Here is an 18,990-nt window from a genome sequence, read left to right on the forward strand (position 1 = left end):
CGTCCATGAAATTCAAAAACTAAATCTAGCTAATGTTATCCAAGCGCGGTTAGCTGACGGACTGGAAGCAATTGATGACAGTGATCGAATTGATACGATTACGATTGCTGGAATGGGCGGGGCATTGATTACCCAAATACTTGAGGCTCATCCAGAAAAATTAAATGGCATAAAGCGACTAGTCTTACAACCTAACATTGGTGAACCACGGTTAAGGACATGGCTGATGAATCACCAATTTCAAATCATGGCTGAGAAAATGGTTGCTGAGGATGGTCACATTTATGAGGTGATCGTTGCTGAGCCGTCAATCGTTCCGTTCCGTTACAGCAAGTATGAACTGACATTCGGCCCGTTCTTACTTGAACAGCATTCGCCCGTGTTTATTGAAAAATGGCAGGGTGAATTGCAACGTCAAAAGACCGTTTTGCAACAAATGAATCAAGCAAGTAAACCACCCGTTGCTAAAATCAAGCAGCAGGAGGAGTACCTAGGTTTGATAAAGGAGGTCCTTAGCTAATGACAACAGGAAATGAATTAATTGAGCGCTTTGAACAATTCGCTAATCCACAACTAGCGGAAAGCTGGGATAATCCAGGATTGCAATTAGGAAATCCGGATAAACCAATTAAGAAGTTAATGACAACTCTTGATGTGCGACCGGAGGTAGTTGATGAAGCCATAAAGAATGACGTTGATTTTATCTTCGCTCATCACCCGGTAATGTTTCATCCGGCAAAAAACCTTGACACTAGGATTCCGCAAAATGAAATGTATGCCAAGCTACTTAGTCATGGAATCACGGTTTACGCTGCCCATACTAACTTAGATACCGCTAATGGCGGAATGAATGACTGGTTAGCAAGTAAGTTACGGTTAACCAATACGGAACAGCTTGTTGATGCCGGTACTGATCCGATATCCCAAAAGAAAGTTGGGATGGGAAGAATTGGGACATTGAATGGTTCAATGACTACTAAAGAGTTTGCCCAGTACTGTATGCGAATCTTTAATGTTAACGGCCTTCGCTGGCTGGCCGCACCAACCGATTTGGCTAAACCAATTCACCGGGTGGCAGTCCTTGGAGGTGCTGGTCAAGACTTTTGGCAGGCTGCCATTGATAAGGGAGCAGATGCATACGTTACTGGCGATGTGTCGTATCACTTTGCTCATGATATGATTGCCAATCATTTAACGGTAATTGATCCTGGACACCATATCGAAGCAATTTGTGAGCCTCAACTAGCTAATCTGTTTAACCAGTGGAAACAGGAAAATAACTGGAACTTTACAATTGTGCAAAATCAGTTAAATACTGATCCATTTAACTTTATGCTTAATAATGAAGGGAAGAATTAATAATGACAGAAGAAAAGTATGAAGGATTATTACCACGTTTCTTGAAGTACGTTAAAACTGAAACCCGGTCCAATCCAGATTCAGATACGGTACCATCCGATCCAAAAGAGACCGCATTTCTGAATGAGTTAGCGGCGGAATTAAAAGATTTAGGGTTGAGTGATGTTCATATTAATCCCCAATGCTCATACGTCTACGCTACGATTCCAAGCAACTTGGATCACGATGCTCCAACAATTGGTTATATTTCACACGTTGATACTGCTGATTTTAATGCCCATAACGTTAACCCTCAAATTGTTGAAGATTATGATGGTCAAAGTGATATTCAGCTTGACGAAGATGGTAACTATGTTTTGTCGACTACAGAATTTCCTAATTTGAAAAATTACCAGGGGAACACGTTAATTACAACTGATGGCTCAACTCTGCTGGGTGCTGATGATAAGTCAGGAGTTGCCGAAATTGTGACAATGGCTGCATATTATATGAGTCATCCGGAAATTAAGCATGGCGAGATCAAGATCGGTCTTGGCCCCGATGAAGAAATTGGTACGGGTGCTGATCATTTTGATGTTGATGACTTTGGTGCAGACTTTGCCTATACCGTTGATGGTGGTCCATTAGGTGAACTAGAATACGAAACCTTTAATGCTGCCCAAGCTGAAATTGAAATTTCCGGGAAAGACGTTCATACTGGTGTCGCTAAGGGAACGATGGTTAATGCCATCCAGGTTGCAATTGATCTCCATAATAGTTTGCCAGCACATGAAAGGGCTGAGAGAACCGAGGGTCGCGAGGGTTTCTTCCACCTTTACAAGTTTGACGGTAGTGTTGATCATGCACGAATGGTTTACCTTATTCGTGATCACGACCGGGCCGTTTTTGAAGAGCGGAAACACTTGCTTGAACGGATCGTTAATGGCCTTAATAATGAGCTTGGTAGTAAGCGGATTAGTATGAACCTGTATGATCAGTATTACAACCTTAAGGATGCCCTAGAAGGTAAGATGGAATCAGTCGAAATCGCTAAAAAGGCAATGGAAGATCTTAATATTAAGCCAGTGATTTATCCAGTTCGTGGTGGGACTGATGGTTCTACCATTTCTTACAAGGGATTGCCAACACCGAACTTATTTGCCGGTGGTGAAAACATGCATAGCCGCTTCGAATATGTTTCATTGCAGACGATGGAAAAGGCCCTCGATGTTCTACTAAAGATTAATGAATTGAATAGTCAGAAATAACCATGATTGACTAGAGGCTGGGAATTTCCTGGCCTCTTTGTTGTTTAAAGGATTTAAATTTAGACTTGCATTCGAGGGGATAGTTCGGTAAGATAGCAATTGTTCTTAATAGTAATAATTACTGTTTGAAGGGAAGAAAATGAAAAAGTATTTCATTGGCGTGGGGTGCCTGCTTAGTTTATTAATTGTAATTTTGGCTTTATCATGCATCCCACTTAAGACAACCAATACGGAGAAAAAGCCAATTCGGGTAGTTACCGGATTGAACTTTTATGGAGAAACTGCTAGTCGGGTGGCAGGAAAATATGGAAAAGTAACTTCAATTATTGATAACCCGTCAGTTGATCCACATGATTACCAGCCGGGAACTACTCAAGCAAGGCAGGTCGGTGATGCTAACGTAGTTATTGAAAATGGCTTGGGTTATGATGAATGGCTAAGTAAGATTGTGAAGTCAAGTAGTCGTCGCCACACTAAAAAGGTAATTAATGTGGGAAAACTGATGGGAAAACATTCTGGACAAAATGAGCACATCTGGTATGCTCCAGCAACTATGAAACACTTAGCTCGTGATCTAGCAGCTCAGTATGGGGAAATTGATCCAACCCACCAAAAGTATTATCAGAAAAATGCACAGAAATATATTGATTCATTTAAACCACTGGAGCAAAAGATTACCCAAATTAAAGCAAACGTTAATTCAACAAACAATAAGGTTGCTGTTAGTGAGCCAGTTTTTGACTACTCACTATCTGCTTTAGGCTATCAAGTGATCGATCAACATTTTGAGAAAGCAATTGAAGATGGCAATGATCCAGCGCCCCAGGATATTCAACACTTACGAAGTGCGATTAAGAATCATGAAATTGCATTTTTTGTTGAAAATTCCCAGACGAGTGATCATGTTGTTAACGGACTGATAAAGCTGGCTCACAAAAATCACGTTCCTGTTCTTCGGGTAACAGAAACTAAACCAAGTCAAGCTAAGAATTATCAAGAGTGGATGATGTCGCAGTATCAAGAACTTTTACGAATTCAACGGGGTGAAAAATAAGAATGTCAATTGTAACAGTTAGTAATTTAACGGTTGCTTACGGTAGTCACCGGGTGATTAATAATTTAAATTTTAATATCAATCAAGGAGATTTTCTCGTTGTTATTGGTGAAAATGGGGTTGGTAAAACCACTCTTGTTCGTTCGCTATTAGGATTTATTAAAAGTCAAAGTGGAGACATAACGATTGATCCACAAACCAAGATTGGTTATGTCCCACAATTTCGCAATATTGATCAGGAATACCCTTTATCAATCCGTGATTTTATTGCGTTAAATGTCCGTCATAGTTATCTGCCGTGGTTGAAAAAAAGTGAACGCCAACGAATCGACCAAGTAATCGACGCAACTAATCTTCAAGATATTGCTGATCGACCATTAGGATTAGCTTCCGGTGGGGAGAAGCAGCGAGCATATTTGGCGCAAGCATTATTACCGGCACCAGGACTGTTAATTCTTGATGAGTCAACTGCAAGCTTGGATAATGAAATGAAGTATGAGTTGTTGGATTTAGTTACCCACTTTCAACAGCAGGGGCTTAGTGTGATGTTTATTACTCATGATTGGGGCCTTGCTCAACATTATGGAACACGTTTTCTTCGGATGACTGAGGATGGGTACTTAACTGGTCCCATTAATGAACTTCCACAACCCGAAAAGGAGGTTAAGTAATGTTAGCACTTAGTTTTATGCGGCATGCATTTATTGCCAGTACCTTCATTGCCATTGTTAGTGGGTTTGTTGGTGTTTTTGTTGTCGCCCGTAACCTATCTTTTTTGACCCATACGTTGTCAGAAATTGGCTTTGCTGGTGGCGCGTTTGCGGTCTTTATCGGTTGGCCGGTGTTAAACGGGATGATCCTATTTACAATGCTTAGTTCGATCCTTGTTGGACAAATGAGTATTAAAGAGTCTCGGCGAGAAGCCGTTACCAGTGCCGTTTCAGCCCTTTTTATTGGTTTAGGGATTCTTTTTCTTTCGTTAAGTAGTGCCAATGCTAGTTCGGCCACTAATATCTTATTCGGGAGTGTTGTTGGGATTAACTTGACTGAGGTTTGGCAGTTGATTTACTTATCGATTATTGTCATCTTAGTAATCTTTGCAGTTTACCGACAGTTAAAATTTACTTCATTTGATGCGATTGGAGCACGGGTAAGTGGGATTAACGCAACCTTATATTCGGTTATTTTCCTAATTATCTTGGCATTAAGTGTAAGTGTTGCGGCACAAATTGTTGGTTCGCTATTGATCTTTATCTTGCTTACACTTCCAGCTGCAAGTGCAAAATACTTTACTCATGGGGTAGCGAAAATGATTGGCCTTGCAATCCTCTTTTCATTATTAGGAACTTGGCTTGGTTTATTCTTGGGGTATATAACTAACTGGCCAGTTAGTTTCTTTATTGCTGTAATTGAGGTTGCAATTTATTGTTGTGCTTTAATGAAACAGAAGCTATCGGGGGCTGAGTAGTGTTAGCTTTGATAAAAAAACCGGGAAATTTAATTTCCCGGTTTTTTATTAATTCTTTAAAGAAGTTAGTTTTTTGATGGATCAGCTTTTCGTGTGATGAAGTATACACAGTTAGCGGCAACTAGACCGAATACAACGGCCAAGATACCAGTTACTAAGTAATCTGGGGTCATTGTTTCCAGTTGACTATCAATGTAAGCTAAAATCTCACCTAAAATGAGCGCAATAACACCACCACCGATGTTTGCTTCTAATAGTTTCACTCGGAACATCTCCTTATCCATCTCAATTAAAATAATTCTAACACTTCCTAGACTATCTCGCTAGACCTTCACAGCATAATTCAGCAACATTTGTTATAATTTCTGTGTAGAAGGGGATGAACAAGAGTGGACTTTACACCGTTACAAGTCAATAGTAGCTTTTCTTTGTTAAAAAGTCCGATTCGGATTCAAGAATTAGTGACCACCGCTAAAAGTCGTGGCTACTCGGCACTTGCCTTGACCGACAAAAATGTTTTATATGGAGCGGTTGACTTTTATAATGTCGCAAAGAAGGCGGGGATCAAACCATTAATTGGGTTGCAATTAACCATTACGTTAGATAATGTTGATGGGACAAACTTGGAACTAGTATTTCTAGCTAAGGATCGTGCTGGATACCGCAACTTAATGGAACTATCAACCCTCCAACAGACAAGTGAAGTTAAAAAGCTGCCGTTAACCCTTAACCAGATCAAGTCAATGTTATCATCGCTTTATATCATTATTCCACCGCAAGCAACGGTATTTAGCTGGTTAGAGAATAATGGTGCAATTATTGAATTACTTAATGAGACTGTAGACGAAGATAGTCTTCTTTTAGGAATTAATCCCCAATTAGACCAGATCCAACGTTCAACCTTGCAACAGTTAGCAACTAATAATTCCTTATCTTTAGTTGGTATTAGTCCTGTTGAATATTTAAATGCTGATGACTTATTTGCAAGTAAGGTTCTTCAAGCGATTGGAGCAAATGTTCAGTTAGAGAATATTGAGACAAATTCAAAAAAGCTGGGGAGCCATTATTTACATCCGCAATCAGATGTTATAGCAAGTTATCAGCAGGCAAACCTTGAGCAAGCCGCTGCTAAGACGGTCGAAATTGCCCAAAATTGTAATATTGACTTTGAATTTAAGCAACCGGTACTACCTCATTTTGCTACACCAGAAGGACAATCATCTAGTGATTATCTTCGCCATTTATGCATTGAAGGGCTAAAAAATCGCCAGGTTGCGCCAGGGTTAAAGCTAGGCGATTATCAGCAACGGTTAGCCAAAGAATTAAAGGTCATCCATGAAATGGGGTTCGATGATTACTTTTTAATTGTTTGGGACGTTATGCGGTTTGCCCATCGGACTAAAATTACGACCGATCCGGGAAGAGGTTCTGCCGCAGGGTCGTTAGTTGCTTATGCATTAGCCATTACTGACGTTGATCCGCTACAGTATCACTTGCTATTTGAACGGTTTCTTAATCCCGAACGTGCGCAAATGCCGGATATTGATCTTGATATTCCTGATAATCGGCGTGGAGAAGTCCTCCAATACGTTCATCAAAAGTATGGGCATGAACGAGTTGCTCAAATTATTACCTTTGGAACATTAGCAGCCAAGCAGGTTATTCGTGATGTAAGTCGGGTATTTGGCTTGAACCGTTATGCGATGAATGAACTTGTGGGGACGCTTCCACACGGCTTACACATTACCTTAGCGGGGAGTTTAAAAGAGTCGCAGCGACTCCGTAACCTTCTTAACGATCATCCAGAATATAAGGTGTTATACCAGGTCGCTCAAAAGCTTGAGGGATTGCCACGGCATTACTCAATTCATGCCGCCGGGGTTGTCTTATCCGAAAAACCACTTCACGAGATTGTTCCATTACAAAACGGGAGCGAGGGTTTATTGATGACTCAATTCCCTAAGGATACGGTTGAAGCCTTGGGACTTTTAAAGATGGACTTTCTTGGATTACGGAACCTTTCCATCATGGATAATACCCTGAAACTAATTCGTCACCACGATCCTCAATTTAGCTTATCGAATATTTCGTTAGCAGATTTACCAACACTTAGTCTTTTCCAAAAAGGTCTGACAGATGGTGTCTTTCAATTTGAGTCAGCAGGTATTCGGGAGGTTTTGGTGAACTTACATCCTGATATCTTTGAAGATATCGTAGCTGTTAACGCCCTTTACCGACCAGGACCGCTGGAAAATATTCCCCACTTTATTGCAAGAAAGCGGGGACAAGAGAAGTATCAACTACCTGATCCTTCACTTAAACCAATTTTAGGTGCAACTTATGGAATCTTAGTTTATCAGGAACAGGTAATGCAACTAGCTTCAGCAATGGCTGGCTTCAGCTTGGGTGAAGCGGATCTTTTGCGCCGGGCAATGAGTAAAAAGAAACGCGCCACTATGGAAAGTATGCGGACAAGGTTTATGAAGGGCGCTAAAGCTAACGGCTATTCAGAATCAATCGCGGAGCAGGTCTTTGATTATATCGATCAGTTTGCAAACTATGGATTCAACCGTTCCCATGCGGTGGCGTATTCTAAGATGGCCTTCCAAATGGCCTATTTAAAAGCGCATTATCCAGCAGAATTCTTTACTGCATTAATGAACGCTGAACCAAATGTTGCTAAGCTGAAGGCACATGTTCAGGATGCCCGTCATTTTGGCGTTCAATTAGTTGGACCACGAATCAATCAGAGCCAAGCACAGTTTTCGATCCACGATAAGCAACTGTATTTTGGCCTAGCTTCGATTAAGGGCTTACGGCGTGATTTGATTCGGGAAATTCTTCAGGAACGGCAGCAAAATGGCCCTTATAAGGAGATTCGCAACTTTATTTCCCGGCTAGGAAGCAAGTGGCAGAAAGCTGAATTAATAGCACCATTGATCTATGCAGGTGCATTTGATGGTTTAGGGTACAATCGGGCTGAGATGATTAACGCCTTGCCAATGTTAATTTCGGGTATTCAGCTTTTTAGTAGTAGTGATGAATTGGGGACGGATCCCGAATTACAGTCAACAATTGCCAGCCACCAGGAGTACCCCTTAACCGAACGACTAGCAAAGGAAAATGAATACTTGGGAGTTTACCTGTCAGGACATCCAGTAACCCAGTATCGGGACTTAGCGACACGGTACCATGTTCAGACTGCAAGTCAGTTGCGTCCTAGAGAAAATGTGGTTGTATTGGTACTGATCAATCGAGTAAAAACCATTCATACCAAAAAGGATCACCGTCAAATGGCCTTTGTCTCGGGAACGGACCAAACCGGAGAGATTGAGGTAACGATTTTCCCTCGCCAATATGATCGGTATCAGCAGTTGCTACAAGACAATCAGGTAGTAATGGTTAATGGTCATACTGAGCAACGAGCAGGGCATGGCCTCCAAGTTATTGCTGATCGGATTCAAGACGTTAATAAGTTACGTCAACAGCAAAGAAATTCACAGCAACGGTGGTTCCTAAGGATTATGCCTGAAAATGATAACCAGCAAGTGCTTCAGCAGCTATATAAGTTTATGGCAGGGCATCACGGGACAATCCCAGTTATTATTTACTATCCGGAAACTGACCAGAAAAAAATTCAGCCAAGATCTCGGTGGCTAGATTCTCGTAAAGAGACACGTCAAGGATTGATAAAGCTTCTTGGTCAACCAAATGTTGTTTTACAACAAAGCCCCCAATAAGTTAATAAAATTAAGACTTAATGAGATCTACAAAATGATAGCGTTTTCTTGATATCTTTTCACAAAAAAGTACAGACACGGATTTTAAAAAGTGCTATTATAAGGCTGTGCAAATGAGGTATGCAATTGCAAACCGTAGTTGATGCATAAATGCAAAGGAGAGATTCATTTATGAAGAAAACCAAGATTGTAAGTACACTTGGTCCTGCAAGTACAGATGTTGATACCATCGTTAAGTTGATTAATGCTGGTGCAAATATTTTCCGGTTTAACTTCTCACACGGTGACCACCCAGAACACTTGGGTCGGATGGAAAACGTTAAGAAGGCCGAAGAAATTACTGGTAAGCACGTTGGTTTAATGTTAGATACCAAGGGTGCTGAAATTCGGACAACTGTTCAAAAGGAAGGTAAGATTACCTACGAGATCGGCGATAAGGTTCGTATCTCCATGGATCCTTCAATTGAAGGTACTCATGACAAGATCGCCGTTACTTACCCAGGCCTTTACGACGATACTCATGTTGGCGGCCACGTCCTCTTCGATGATGGTTTAATTGACATGTTGATTGACGAGAAGGATGAAGAACACAAGGAACTTGTTTGCCATGTTCTTAACCATGGTGTACTTGGATCTCGGAAGGGTGTTAACGCTCCTGGTGTTTCCATCAACTTGCCAGGTATTACTGAAAAGGATAGTAGTGATATTCGTTTCGGCTTGGATAACAAGATTAACTACATCTCTGCTTCATTCGTTCGTAAGGCTCAAGATGTTCTTGATATTCGTGAACTCCTTAAAGAAAAGAACATGGAAGACGTTCAAATCTTCCCAAAGATTGAATCACAAGAAGGTATCGACAACTTTGAAGAAATCATTGAAGTTTCTGATGGTTTGATGGTTCCTCGTGGTGACATGGGTGTTGAAATTCCTGCTGAAAATGTGCCAATCGTTCAAAAGCACATGATCAAGCGTTGTAACGAATTAGGTAAGCCGGTTATCACTGCTACCCAAATGCTTGACTCAATGCAAGAAAACCCTCGTCCAACTCGTGCCGAAGTTTCTGACGTTGCTAACGCTGTCTTTGACGGTACTGATGCAACCATGCTTTCTGGTGAAAGTGCTAATGGTGACTACCCTGTTAAGTCAGTTGCAATGATGAACGCTATTGACATCAAGGCTGAAAACCACCTTTGGGAATTCGGTACTGAAACATTTGATTGGGACAAGTCAGATGTTACTGAAACAATCGGTTCAGCTGTTGCTAACGCTGCCAAGGACTTAGACATCCACACCATTGTTGCCTACACTGCTTCAGGCTACACTGCTAAGATGATTTCTAAGTACCGTCCAAATGCTGATATCGTTGCTCTTACACCAAACGAACGTGTAGAACGTGGCCTTATGATCAACTGGGGTGTTCAACCATACGTTGTTGATGAAATGAGCAATACTGATAAGATGTTCGACTTAGCTGCCAAGAAGGCTGTAGAACTTGGCTTTGCTAAGAAGGGTGATAAGATTATCGTTGTTGCCGGTGTACCTCTAGGTGTTAAGGGTGCTACTAACATGATGCGGATTAAGACTATCGACTAATCAAGTCATTAGTTTAATTCAAGCTCTTGCGGAATTACCGTAAGAGCTTTTTGTTTTCCTAGTAATACTAGTAAAATTGACCTTAGCCGTGTAAAATTATTTATTAGTAGTAATAAATCGGATTAATGAAAGTGGGATTATTTAATGAATTCAGCATTGGGAAAAGTCGTTACTGCGGTAATGATTGACGAGAATGAGGATGATTACTTTGTTCAGCCTGACCGTAATGGTCAAACATACAGGTTGCCAAAGGAAGAAAGTCCGCAAACTCTACATATTGGTGGCCAAGTTCGAGGATTTGTTTACGAAAACGAAAACCACCAACTGCAGATGACGTGTAAATATATTCCTACCGTCCAGGTTGATCATTATGATTATGGTAAGGTCGTTAGTGTTCGGCGTGACCTGGGAGTTTTCGTCGATATTGGTTTACCAAATAAGGATATTGCAGTTTCGTTGGATGATTTACCGTCGCTCAAACATCTCTGGCCACAACCTGGGGATCGTCTGTTAATCTCATTGCAGGTTGACGATAAGGATCGTATTTGGGGTAAATTAGCCGATGAACAAATTTACCAAGCAATTTCGGTTGCTCCTAATAAACGATTACTGAACCGTGACGTTACCGCGACCGTTTACCGACTTAAAATGAGTGGGACATTTGTAATAACTAATGGCTACCACCTAGGCTATATTCATCCGAGCGAACGTGATCAGGAGCCTCGGCTTGGGGAACAAGTTAAGGCTCGGGTAATTGGCCTTTCTTCTCATGGTGGACTTAACTTGTCACTGAAGCCACGCGCATACCAAGCAATTAATGAGGATGCACAAATGTTATTAGCCATGTTAAAACACAATCCTAACCGCCGATTACCATATACTGACAAGACAGATCCAACGGTAATTAGGGAAGTCTTTGGGATTAGTAAGGGACAGTTTAAGCGAGCAGTGGGTCATTTACTGAAGGCAAACTTAGTAAAAGAAGACGCTGGTCAACTAATTCTTCTTGAGAAAAACAATGATGCAGCAAACGATTAATCAATTTATCGAATATTTGATGACACAGAAGGGACGTTCCCAAAATACTTGTGAGAGTTATCGTCATGATCTAGAAAGTTGTGCTGCCTTATTTATGGCTAATGGGATTAATCGTTGGCAAGATGTTGATCAGTATGCGGTGATTAACGTTATTGCAAAAATGAAAAAAGAGCAGCGAGCTAGTACAACCATTAATCGGACAATTTCGAGCTTACGGCAATTGTTTCGTTATCTTCTCCGAACTCATCAGGTTCAAAACAATCCAATGGACTATATTGATCACGAAACAGTTGACTTAAGAAAAAAGCCAGTGACGTTATCGCAAGAAGAGATTGAGCAATTATTGGCAGTTCCAGATGTGAAAACAGTTAGCGGGTTACGTGATCGCGCATTGCTAGAATTAATGTACGGCACAGGGATGCTGGTTAGCGAATTGATTAATCTGAAACGCTCACAGGTACACTTTGATTTACATATTTTACAGTTGCAAGAGAGTCCCCGTCATCAACGGGTAGTTCCTCTTGGCCGTAAAGCAGAAAAATGGCTAAAAGACTACCTAAATGATACGGCTGCTACTTCAAGTGACTATGTTTTTCTAAACGCTCGTGGTTACCAAATGACGCGCCAGGGTGTTTGGAAAAATTTTAAGGCGATTGTAAAAGAGTCTGGACTAAAAAAGAACGTTACTCTTCAAACCCTGCGTCATACATTTATTGCCGATCTATTAAGTAATGGTGCTAGCTGGCAGGCAGTTCAAATGCTTCTTGGTCGGGAAACCGGTCGGGAAAGTTATGAATCATATATTCATTTTGATACACAAAAATTAGTTGAAATTTATCGGCGGTGTCATCCGCGAGCTTAATGGAGTTAAGGAGGAAAAATCGTGTTAGTTCGTTACCGAAAGGATTACCAAAAAATTGCAATGGGCTTACTTTCATTTCTTCCTGAACTACGGGACTATGATCAACTAGCAGATGCAATTGAGAATTCTTTGGCAAAGGGTTATCAGATTTACTTATGGAAGGATACGGAAGATAATCACTTTATTGGCATAATTATTATTGAAGTTGGCAAAGAATACGTACTAGTTCGTCAACTTTCCTTTACTCCTACTGAGAGATCAGGAAAAAATGTTTATGCGCTATTAACTGCTATTTATGAATTGCATCGTGATAAACGGTTGATGGGGACGTTAAAAACCCAACCATTAATTTCAAATTGGGAGCGTAATAATGAAAAATAATCAAGAAGTAATTCCACGTTACCCGTTTCAACCGACATTAAAGATTGGCGATTTTGAAGGACCACTTGATTTACTTCTTCACTTAATTCGTCAGTCAAAAATGGATATTTATGATATCCAAATTGAGCAAATCACGCAGCAATATTTTGACTATCTTCGAAAAATGAAAAGTCACCAACTTGAAGTAGCTGGTGATTATTTTGTGATGGCTGCAACATTGATGAATATCAAGAGTCGGATGCTATTGCCTCAACCAGAGGAAGAGATGGAAGAAACAAACGAAGAAGTTGAGGATCCTCGACAAGAATTGGTTGAACAATTATTGGAATACCAACGCTACCAAAAAGCCGCTTCTCACCTAAAAGATAAGGCTACCTTTCGTCAAGCAGAGTATACGCGACCAGCAATGCATGTTCCTGTTGAGATGATTGCCCAACATGTAGAGCCAGGAGTTACGTTGGTGCAGCTTCAGCAAGCGTTTGCTGATGTCTTAAAACGTCATCAATTAGTAGCACCGGTTCACGAAACGGTTGCAGCAGAGAAGATTAGTGTTGCTCAGCGAATGGAGCAGGTTTTTATGACCATTCGGAAGGCGGCAACCCGGTTTGATGATTTATTTATTGGTAAGCGAACGCGAGATGAGTTAGTAACCACGTTTTTAGCGGTTTTAGAGCTAACCAAGCACCAGGCAATTGTGGTCCATCAGGAAGAATTATTTGGGCCAATTATCTTAGTGGAGGGATCAAAGGGTGAACAATACCGAGTCAACAAATCTAGCGAAGATTGAGGGCCTCCTCTTTATTAGTGGGGATGAAGGCATTACTTTGGGGGATTTAGCTAAAATCACCGGCTTCATGAAGCCAGCAGTCCATGAACTACTTAACCGATTAAGAACTAAGTATGAAAATGATCAAGATTCGGCACTAGTTTTACTGCATAGTGGTGATACATATCGGTTGGCTACTAAGCATGATTTGTCACCGGTAATTAAGCACTATTTTGAAGTACCGTTAACGATTCCGTTGACGCGAGCACTATTGGAAGTGTTAGCAATTATTGCATATCGCCAGCCAATTACACGGTTGGAAATTGACGATATCCGTGGTGTTCAGAGTTCGGGATCGTTGCAAAAATTAATGGTTCGGGGATTAATTGAAACCCACGGTCGTTTAGAAGCACCAGGGAGACCATTCTTATACGTTACAACTGATAATTTTTTAGATTACTTCGGTCTATCCACACTAAAAGATCTGCCACCGCTTGTTAAACAGGAGGATCTTGATCTTGATAATATGAATGGTGATTTATTCTTAAGGGCATTACAAGCCAAGCAAAAACAACAGGAGGACTAAAATGGAACGTCTACAAAAAGTAATGGCTGAAGCAGGGGTCGCATCTCGACGAGCTTCAGAAAAATTAATTGCTAGTGGTCATGTTCAAGTTAATGGTCAGGTCGTAACAGAAATGGGGATTAAAGTAAGTGAACACGATAATGTTGTGGTTGATGGTGTTCCTCTCCAACGAGAAGCTCATGTTTACTACCTACTAAACAAGCCACGTTCCGTAATTACTAGTGCCCATGATGATAAAGGACGACGGACAGTAGTTGATATTTTAAAAGAAGCGGACGTCACAGAACGGGTCTATCCTGTCGGGAGACTTGATTATGACACTACTGGGATCCTGTTGCTTACGAATGACGGTGATCTAGCTAACCAATTGATGCATCCTAAGTTTGAAGTCGAAAAGACATACATCGCAAAGGTACGGGGAATTGTTAGTAATAACGACCTCAAACAATTGCGAATTGGGGTTGAGATCAATGGTCGGCTGACAAAGAAGGCTAAGAGCCGATTAATCGAAACGGATCATTCAAAGCAAACCAGTTTGGTTAAACTGACGATCCATGAAGGACGCTATCATCAGGTGAAATTAATGTTTGATGCCATCCATCATCCGGTGTTAAAACTTCATCGGGAAACTTATGGACCTTTAGACTTACAAGGCTTACAATCAGGTGAATTTCGTCCGCTAAAGAAAGACGAAGTTAAGTTGCTAAAGAAAATGAGTAAGTAGTGGTTAATCCTTGACACACTAGTCAATCCTCGGTAAGATAAAGATATAAATTTTTATAGAAATTGTCTTCAAGGCGTGGTGAAATTCCCGACCGGCGGTTAAAGCCCGCAACCCATTTCGATGGTTGATCTGGTTCGATTCCAGAGCCGACAGTATAGTCTGGTATGCAGAAGATTCTACTACACATAGTATATTTAAACATGGTTTAAAATGCGCGTTGCTGACAATTAGAAGTTGGTTAACGTGTTTTTATTTTGTGTTTAAGTTAATTTTTGAAGACAATCTCAATAGGAGGTTGTTGTCGATGGTAACATCACATCAAAGAGTTCACCAAATGGTTGGTATTTGTTGTTTGAGTGCTTTAGCATTTATTTTAATGTTGTTCGAGTTTCCGATTCTCCCGGTGGCCCCATATCTAAAGATGGACTTTTCTGATTTACCGGTTTTAATTGGTGGTTTCATTTACGGACCAGTTGCTGGAGTAATGATTGCCTTTTTGAAGTGCCTTATTCACGCCTTAACACGTGGCTTTTCCGCTGGTGAATTGGTTGGTATTTTGGGGAACTTTCTTTCTTCATTATCATTGCTACTACCGTTCTGCTGGGTCTGGAGGCATAAGTCCTGGTCATTCAAACGCCAATTATGGTTAGGCGGAATTCTTTCAACGGTTACTTTAGTTATCGTGATGGCGTTATTAAACTGGTGGGTCTTAACACCACTGTACATGGCGCTTTGGAACTGGAAGTCGACCTTACCGATTCCAGAATTAATTGCGATTGCCGTTGTTCCATTTAACTTGATTAAAGGAGTTCTCGTTGGAGCTGTCTTTGCACTAGTTGCGGTTCGCTTAAAATCGTGGTTAACCCAGAAACAGCTTGAGAGGTAGTAAATAAGATTTTTAGCAAACGTCAATTGTTAGCGTTCAATTAAACGTTGAACGGTAATGATTGGCGTTTTGTTATGCCAATTGTATAAATTATTTTCAGATCATTTTAAATTCTTTCCGTTATAATAAGTTAGAGTGGAGAGTGAAAAGATGAATTACTTATTGAGATTTTTTGATGAGCATCAGCCACGGCGTATCAGGGTGATTGAAAATACATTAAGAAATCGACGGACCGTATCAACCCTCTTTTGGGCTAAGCAGTACGGGATTCTTGGTTGGACGGGAGCAGATCGATCATTAAATCGTGAAAAATTTGACCAGTTGCTGGAAAACTTAGTGCAAGATAATTTAATTAAAATTGATTCCGATGGTCAAGCTGTATTAACCACCCCCGGGATCCTTAAGCAAGAAGAATTAAAAAGTGAGGAATATCAGCCACAATTTCTTGACTGGTACTGGCTGGCTAATACCAATCGTGTTGAGCGTCGGTTATTACTTGGCGTCCAAGTTGTTTCTGAATTGACATACCATAACCGTCATTATGCCCCATTAACAAATGAATATCAGGAATTGCAGTTAGTTAAGCGGTGGCTGTTTAATTGTCGCCAGAATATTATTAAACAATTGACAGATGAACTTAAAATATTTGGTAGTTCACTTGCAAATGCAGATGAGCGCCTCGCTAATTACTTCTTTTATTCGTTAATTGGTCATCAAACAGCGGGAGAAAATATTTTACAATTGAGTAAACAGTTAGGAATTTCCACTGATCAAATGCCGGTGGTTAAACAGGATGCATTGTTAGCGGTTGCCGCCTTTGCAAATAGCTATCGGGGAGGCGCATTAAACCAATTGCTAGCGGATCTTCTCACAGAAACACCATTGAGCTATAGCGCGAATCAAACCCTAATGCTATATCAGCGGGGACAGACAATTGAGCAAATTGCAAAACGACGACGAATAAAAGCAAATACAGTTCGCGAACATTTATTAGAGACAGCAATCGTTTATCCGACAGCGATTAACTGGGATCAATTATTACCAGGGGAGATCCGTCAGCAGTTGGCTAAGCATTACCAAGGAGATGTTAGCAAATGGCAATTTAAGCCAGAAATAGTACCAGGGGATCAAGCAGCCTTTTACTACTTTCGTCTTTATCAATTGTATCGGGAGAAACAGGATGATTAGTGAACAACGGTTATTAACAGTTCTCAACGAAGAATTTGGCTTTTCTTCTTTTCGGGAAGGCCAATTAGAGACCATTAAAGCAGTTTTAAATAACCATGATACGTTAGCTGTATTGCCAACAGGTGGTGGAAAATCGCTCCTATACCAATTGCCAGGATATTTATTGCCGGGGAGCATCTTGATTGTTTCACCGCTAATTTCGTTGATGCAAGATCAGGTGGATCGTCTTCATCGCTCGGGAGAAAAACGGGTATTAATGATTAATGGTCAATTGACAGGGAAGAGTCGACGTCAGGCGTTAAGCAAACTTTCCACATTTAAATTTATTTTCACGTCTCCAGAATCACTGGCTAATCCAGAAATTATTGGCGCATTAAAAATGATCAAGATCAGCTTGTTTGTTGTTGATGAGGCGCACTGTATTTCACAATGGGGGCCAGATTTTCGGCCGGAATACCTTTTACTTAGTTCAGTTAGAAAACGTCTTGACTTACCAACAACCCTTTTATTAACGGCTACAGCAACCCCAGAAGTCCGTCAAGATGTTATTCAAAAGATGGGACTTCAGGCGGAAGCAGTTACTCAGGTAATTCGTTCAGTAAATCGATCGAATATTTGTTACGCCGTTAAGCGGTTCCTGTCTACTAATGAGAAAGAATCGTATTTGATTGAGTTAGTAAATGAGTTAGCAGGCGCGGGGATTATTTATTTTGCGAGCCGTAAGTTAGCAACCCAATTTGCGGAAGAATTAAATGAGAAAACTAATAAAGTAGTTGCAGCTTATCATGCGGGAATTCCGTCACTAGAGCGTTACCGAATTCAGCAGCAATTTATGGATAACCAGATTCAATTGATTTGTGCAACCAGTGCTTTTGGAATGGGAATTGACAAGGGTGATATTCGATTCGTAATTCATTTTCATCAGCCTGCAAATCTTGAGAGTTATGTACAAGAAGTTGGCCGTGCCGGGCGTGATGGAAAATTAAGTTTAGCACTATTATTGTATTGCCCGGGGGATGAACAGATTCAACGAACACTAAATTACATTGATTTACCGGATAGTAATTTGCTGGATGCCGTTAGTAAGAAGCAACAGCCGGTTAATGTTCTGGGGGATAATCAAGAATTGTTTACCTTTTATCTTCAGCATGGTTATAATGGTAAAATGATTTTTAACACCTTTGAAAAGCGGCAGAAAAACATTGATAACCATTTAAGGTGGATGGCACGTTATGTAAATAACACTAAGATTTGTCGTAGAGAAATGATATTAAATTATTTTGGCGAACAATTAAAAGAAACGCCAGCACCATGCTGCGATGTTACAGAGCCAGAATTAATTGATAAGTTTAAACACGAGCCTCAGCAGAATTCTGAGCCTTTGCCGGGGGTGTCTGAGCTAAATTGGCAGGCACGACTCTATCAGTTATTTAATATTAACAATAATAAAGAAAACTAGACATTTGACGATTATTTGCGCTACAATCAAAATGTTAATTTTAAAAGTAAAGGAGGGGCAACCATGAGTGAACGACGAGAAGAAAGTCGTGAAGCAAACGATCGATTATGGGATAAGAAGTTTGCTGAAAGTGAAGATATGGGTAGCGATGGTCACCTATCGCGGACAGAACACCGTCGTCAAAGAGAGCATAATTCGACGATTACTACTGTTCTAATTGTTTTGATTATTATATTGGCGGCCATTCCGCTTATCTACTGGGTAAACCATAAGCAAACGATGAATCATCCCGTTCGAACTGAACGATTAGCTGAGTCTCAATCTACTAAAAAAAAAGCTCATTCAAAAAAGCAACATTCGAATTCAAGCAAGCAAGAATCGCGGAAAGCATCTAGCAAGTCTAGTTCAAGCATGAGTAGTAGTTCATCTCTTAGTTCAAGTTCCACGTCCAGCTCTTCAGTTAGCCAGTCATCATCAAGTATGATTCGTTACGCCACTGTTCCCCGAAATGGGAGTTTATATCGGGTTGCCGCACAAAATGGTATCTCGGTTAATGAACTAATGCGGTTAAATGGTTTAACCCCCAATGCCCATCTAAGACCTGGGCAACAATTAAGAGTGCGATAGGAGAGAGAATTA

General features: G+C 40.7%; 19 protein-coding genes and 1 riboswitch. Of the genes, 18 read left to right on the forward strand and 1 reads right to left on the reverse strand.

Features of this window, described 5'->3' with window-relative positions:
• The 6 genes from LKJ51_RS03700 to LKJ51_RS03725 form a co-directional block, all read left to right on the forward strand.
• The coding region (locus LKJ51_RS03700) for a tRNA (adenine(22)-N(1))-methyltransferase (RefSeq protein ID WP_291980107.1) at nt 1–520 on the forward strand (520 nt) is incomplete at its 5' end.
• Nucleotides 520–1,359 carry a Nif3-like dinuclear metal center hexameric protein gene (locus tag LKJ51_RS03705; protein ID WP_291979527.1) on the forward strand — a complete coding sequence of 280 codons (840 nt, stop codon included), beginning with the start codon at nt 520–522 and terminating at the stop codon, nt 1,357–1,359. The genes LKJ51_RS03700 and LKJ51_RS03705, both read left to right, overlap by 1 nt.
• A 2-nt stretch (nt 1,360–1,361) precedes the next feature.
• Nucleotides 1,362–2,606, forward strand: a complete 1,245-nt coding sequence (gene pepT, locus LKJ51_RS03710; protein WP_291979526.1) for a peptidase T — start codon at nt 1,362–1,364, stop codon at nt 2,604–2,606.
• Between the two features lie 139 nt (nt 2,607–2,745).
• Nucleotides 2,746–3,660, forward strand: a complete 915-nt coding sequence (locus tag LKJ51_RS03715; RefSeq protein WP_291979525.1) for a metal ABC transporter solute-binding protein, Zn/Mn family — start codon at nt 2,746–2,748, stop codon at nt 3,658–3,660.
• Nucleotides 3,661–3,662: 2 nt separating this feature from the next.
• The gene (locus tag LKJ51_RS03720) at nt 3,663–4,331 is read left to right on the forward strand and encodes a metal ABC transporter ATP-binding protein (protein ID WP_291979524.1); all 669 of its coding nucleotides are present in this window, start codon (nt 3,663–3,665) and stop codon (nt 4,329–4,331) included.
• Entirely contained in the window at nt 4,331–5,128 is a 798-nt protein-coding gene (locus LKJ51_RS03725; protein ID WP_291979523.1) for a metal ABC transporter permease, read from the forward strand. The genes LKJ51_RS03720 and LKJ51_RS03725 overlap by 1 nt, the downstream gene beginning before the upstream one ends.
• A 65-nt stretch (nt 5,129–5,193) precedes the next feature.
• Here LKJ51_RS03725 and LKJ51_RS03730 read toward each other — a convergent pair whose 3' ends face one another.
• Complete coding sequence (locus tag LKJ51_RS03730; RefSeq protein ID WP_291979522.1) at nt 5,194–5,400, reverse strand: DUF2929 family protein; 207 nt, start codon at nt 5,398–5,400, stop codon at nt 5,194–5,196.
• Nucleotides 5,401–5,517: 117 nt separating this feature from the next.
• Here LKJ51_RS03730 and dnaE point away from each other — a divergent pair, with 117 nt between their 5' ends.
• The 12 genes from dnaE (at nt 5,518) to LKJ51_RS03790 (ending at nt 18,978) form a co-directional block, all read left to right on the forward strand.
• Nucleotides 5,518–8,868: a DNA polymerase III subunit alpha gene (dnaE, locus tag LKJ51_RS03735; RefSeq protein ID WP_291980108.1), complete on the forward strand. Its 3,351-nt coding sequence runs from the start codon at nt 5,518–5,520 to the stop codon at nt 8,866–8,868.
• 171 nt (nt 8,869–9,039) lie between these two features.
• Entirely contained in the window at nt 9,040–10,461 is a 1,422-nt protein-coding gene (gene pyk / locus LKJ51_RS03740) for a pyruvate kinase (RefSeq protein ID WP_291979771.1), read from the forward strand.
• 144 nt (nt 10,462–10,605) lie between these two features.
• Nucleotides 10,606–11,499 (forward strand): CvfB family protein, encoded by an 894-nt coding sequence (locus tag LKJ51_RS03745; protein WP_291979770.1) that lies wholly within the window; start codon nt 10,606–10,608, stop codon nt 11,497–11,499.
• The gene (locus tag LKJ51_RS03750) at nt 11,480–12,361 is read left to right on the forward strand and encodes a tyrosine-type recombinase/integrase (RefSeq protein ID WP_291979769.1); all 882 of its coding nucleotides are present in this window, start codon (nt 11,480–11,482) and stop codon (nt 12,359–12,361) included. Before LKJ51_RS03745 ends, LKJ51_RS03750 begins: the two co-directional genes overlap by 20 nt.
• Nucleotides 12,362–12,382: 21 nt before the next feature.
• On the forward strand, nt 12,383–12,742 hold the full coding sequence (locus LKJ51_RS03755; protein WP_291979768.1) for a reductase: 360 nt from the start codon (nt 12,383–12,385) through the stop codon (nt 12,740–12,742).
• Complete coding sequence (locus LKJ51_RS03760) at nt 12,732–13,529, forward strand: segregation and condensation protein A (protein WP_291979767.1); 798 nt, start codon at nt 12,732–12,734, stop codon at nt 13,527–13,529. Before LKJ51_RS03755 ends, LKJ51_RS03760 begins: the two co-directional genes overlap by 11 nt.
• Nucleotides 13,492–14,094 carry an SMC-Scp complex subunit ScpB gene (scpB, locus tag LKJ51_RS03765; protein WP_291979766.1) on the forward strand — a complete coding sequence of 201 codons (603 nt, stop codon included), beginning with the start codon at nt 13,492–13,494 and terminating at the stop codon, nt 14,092–14,094. The genes LKJ51_RS03760 and scpB overlap by 38 nt, the downstream gene beginning before the upstream one ends.
• 1 nt (nt 14,095) lies before the next feature.
• Nucleotides 14,096–14,818, forward strand: coding sequence for a pseudouridine synthase (locus LKJ51_RS03770; RefSeq protein ID WP_291979765.1), 723 nt, complete (start codon nt 14,096–14,098; stop codon nt 14,816–14,818).
• Nucleotides 14,819–14,878: 60 nt separating this feature from the next.
• Nucleotides 14,879–14,997: riboswitch (FMN riboswitch) on the forward strand.
• 125 nt (nt 14,998–15,122) lie between these two features.
• Nucleotides 15,123–15,704 (forward strand): ECF transporter S component, encoded by a 582-nt coding sequence (locus tag LKJ51_RS03775; protein ID WP_291979764.1) that lies wholly within the window; start codon nt 15,123–15,125, stop codon nt 15,702–15,704.
• A gap of 150 nt (nt 15,705–15,854) precedes the next feature.
• A complete protein-coding gene (locus tag LKJ51_RS03780; RefSeq protein WP_291979763.1) occupies nt 15,855–16,892 on the forward strand; it encodes a helix-turn-helix domain-containing protein in 1,038 nt (345 codons plus the stop codon).
• Nucleotides 16,885–18,351, forward strand: coding sequence for a RecQ family ATP-dependent DNA helicase (locus LKJ51_RS03785; RefSeq protein ID WP_291979762.1), 1,467 nt, complete (start codon nt 16,885–16,887; stop codon nt 18,349–18,351). The genes LKJ51_RS03780 and LKJ51_RS03785 overlap by 8 nt, the downstream gene beginning before the upstream one ends.
• A gap of 63 nt (nt 18,352–18,414) precedes the next feature.
• Nucleotides 18,415–18,978: a LysM peptidoglycan-binding domain-containing protein gene (locus LKJ51_RS03790; RefSeq protein WP_291980109.1), complete on the forward strand. Its 564-nt coding sequence runs from the start codon at nt 18,415–18,417 to the stop codon at nt 18,976–18,978.
• The last annotated feature ends 12 nt before the right edge of the window (nt 18,979–18,990 follow it).

The organism is Limosilactobacillus sp., assembly GCF_022651205.1.
Lineage (GTDB): Bacteria > Bacillota > Bacilli > Lactobacillales > Lactobacillaceae > Limosilactobacillus.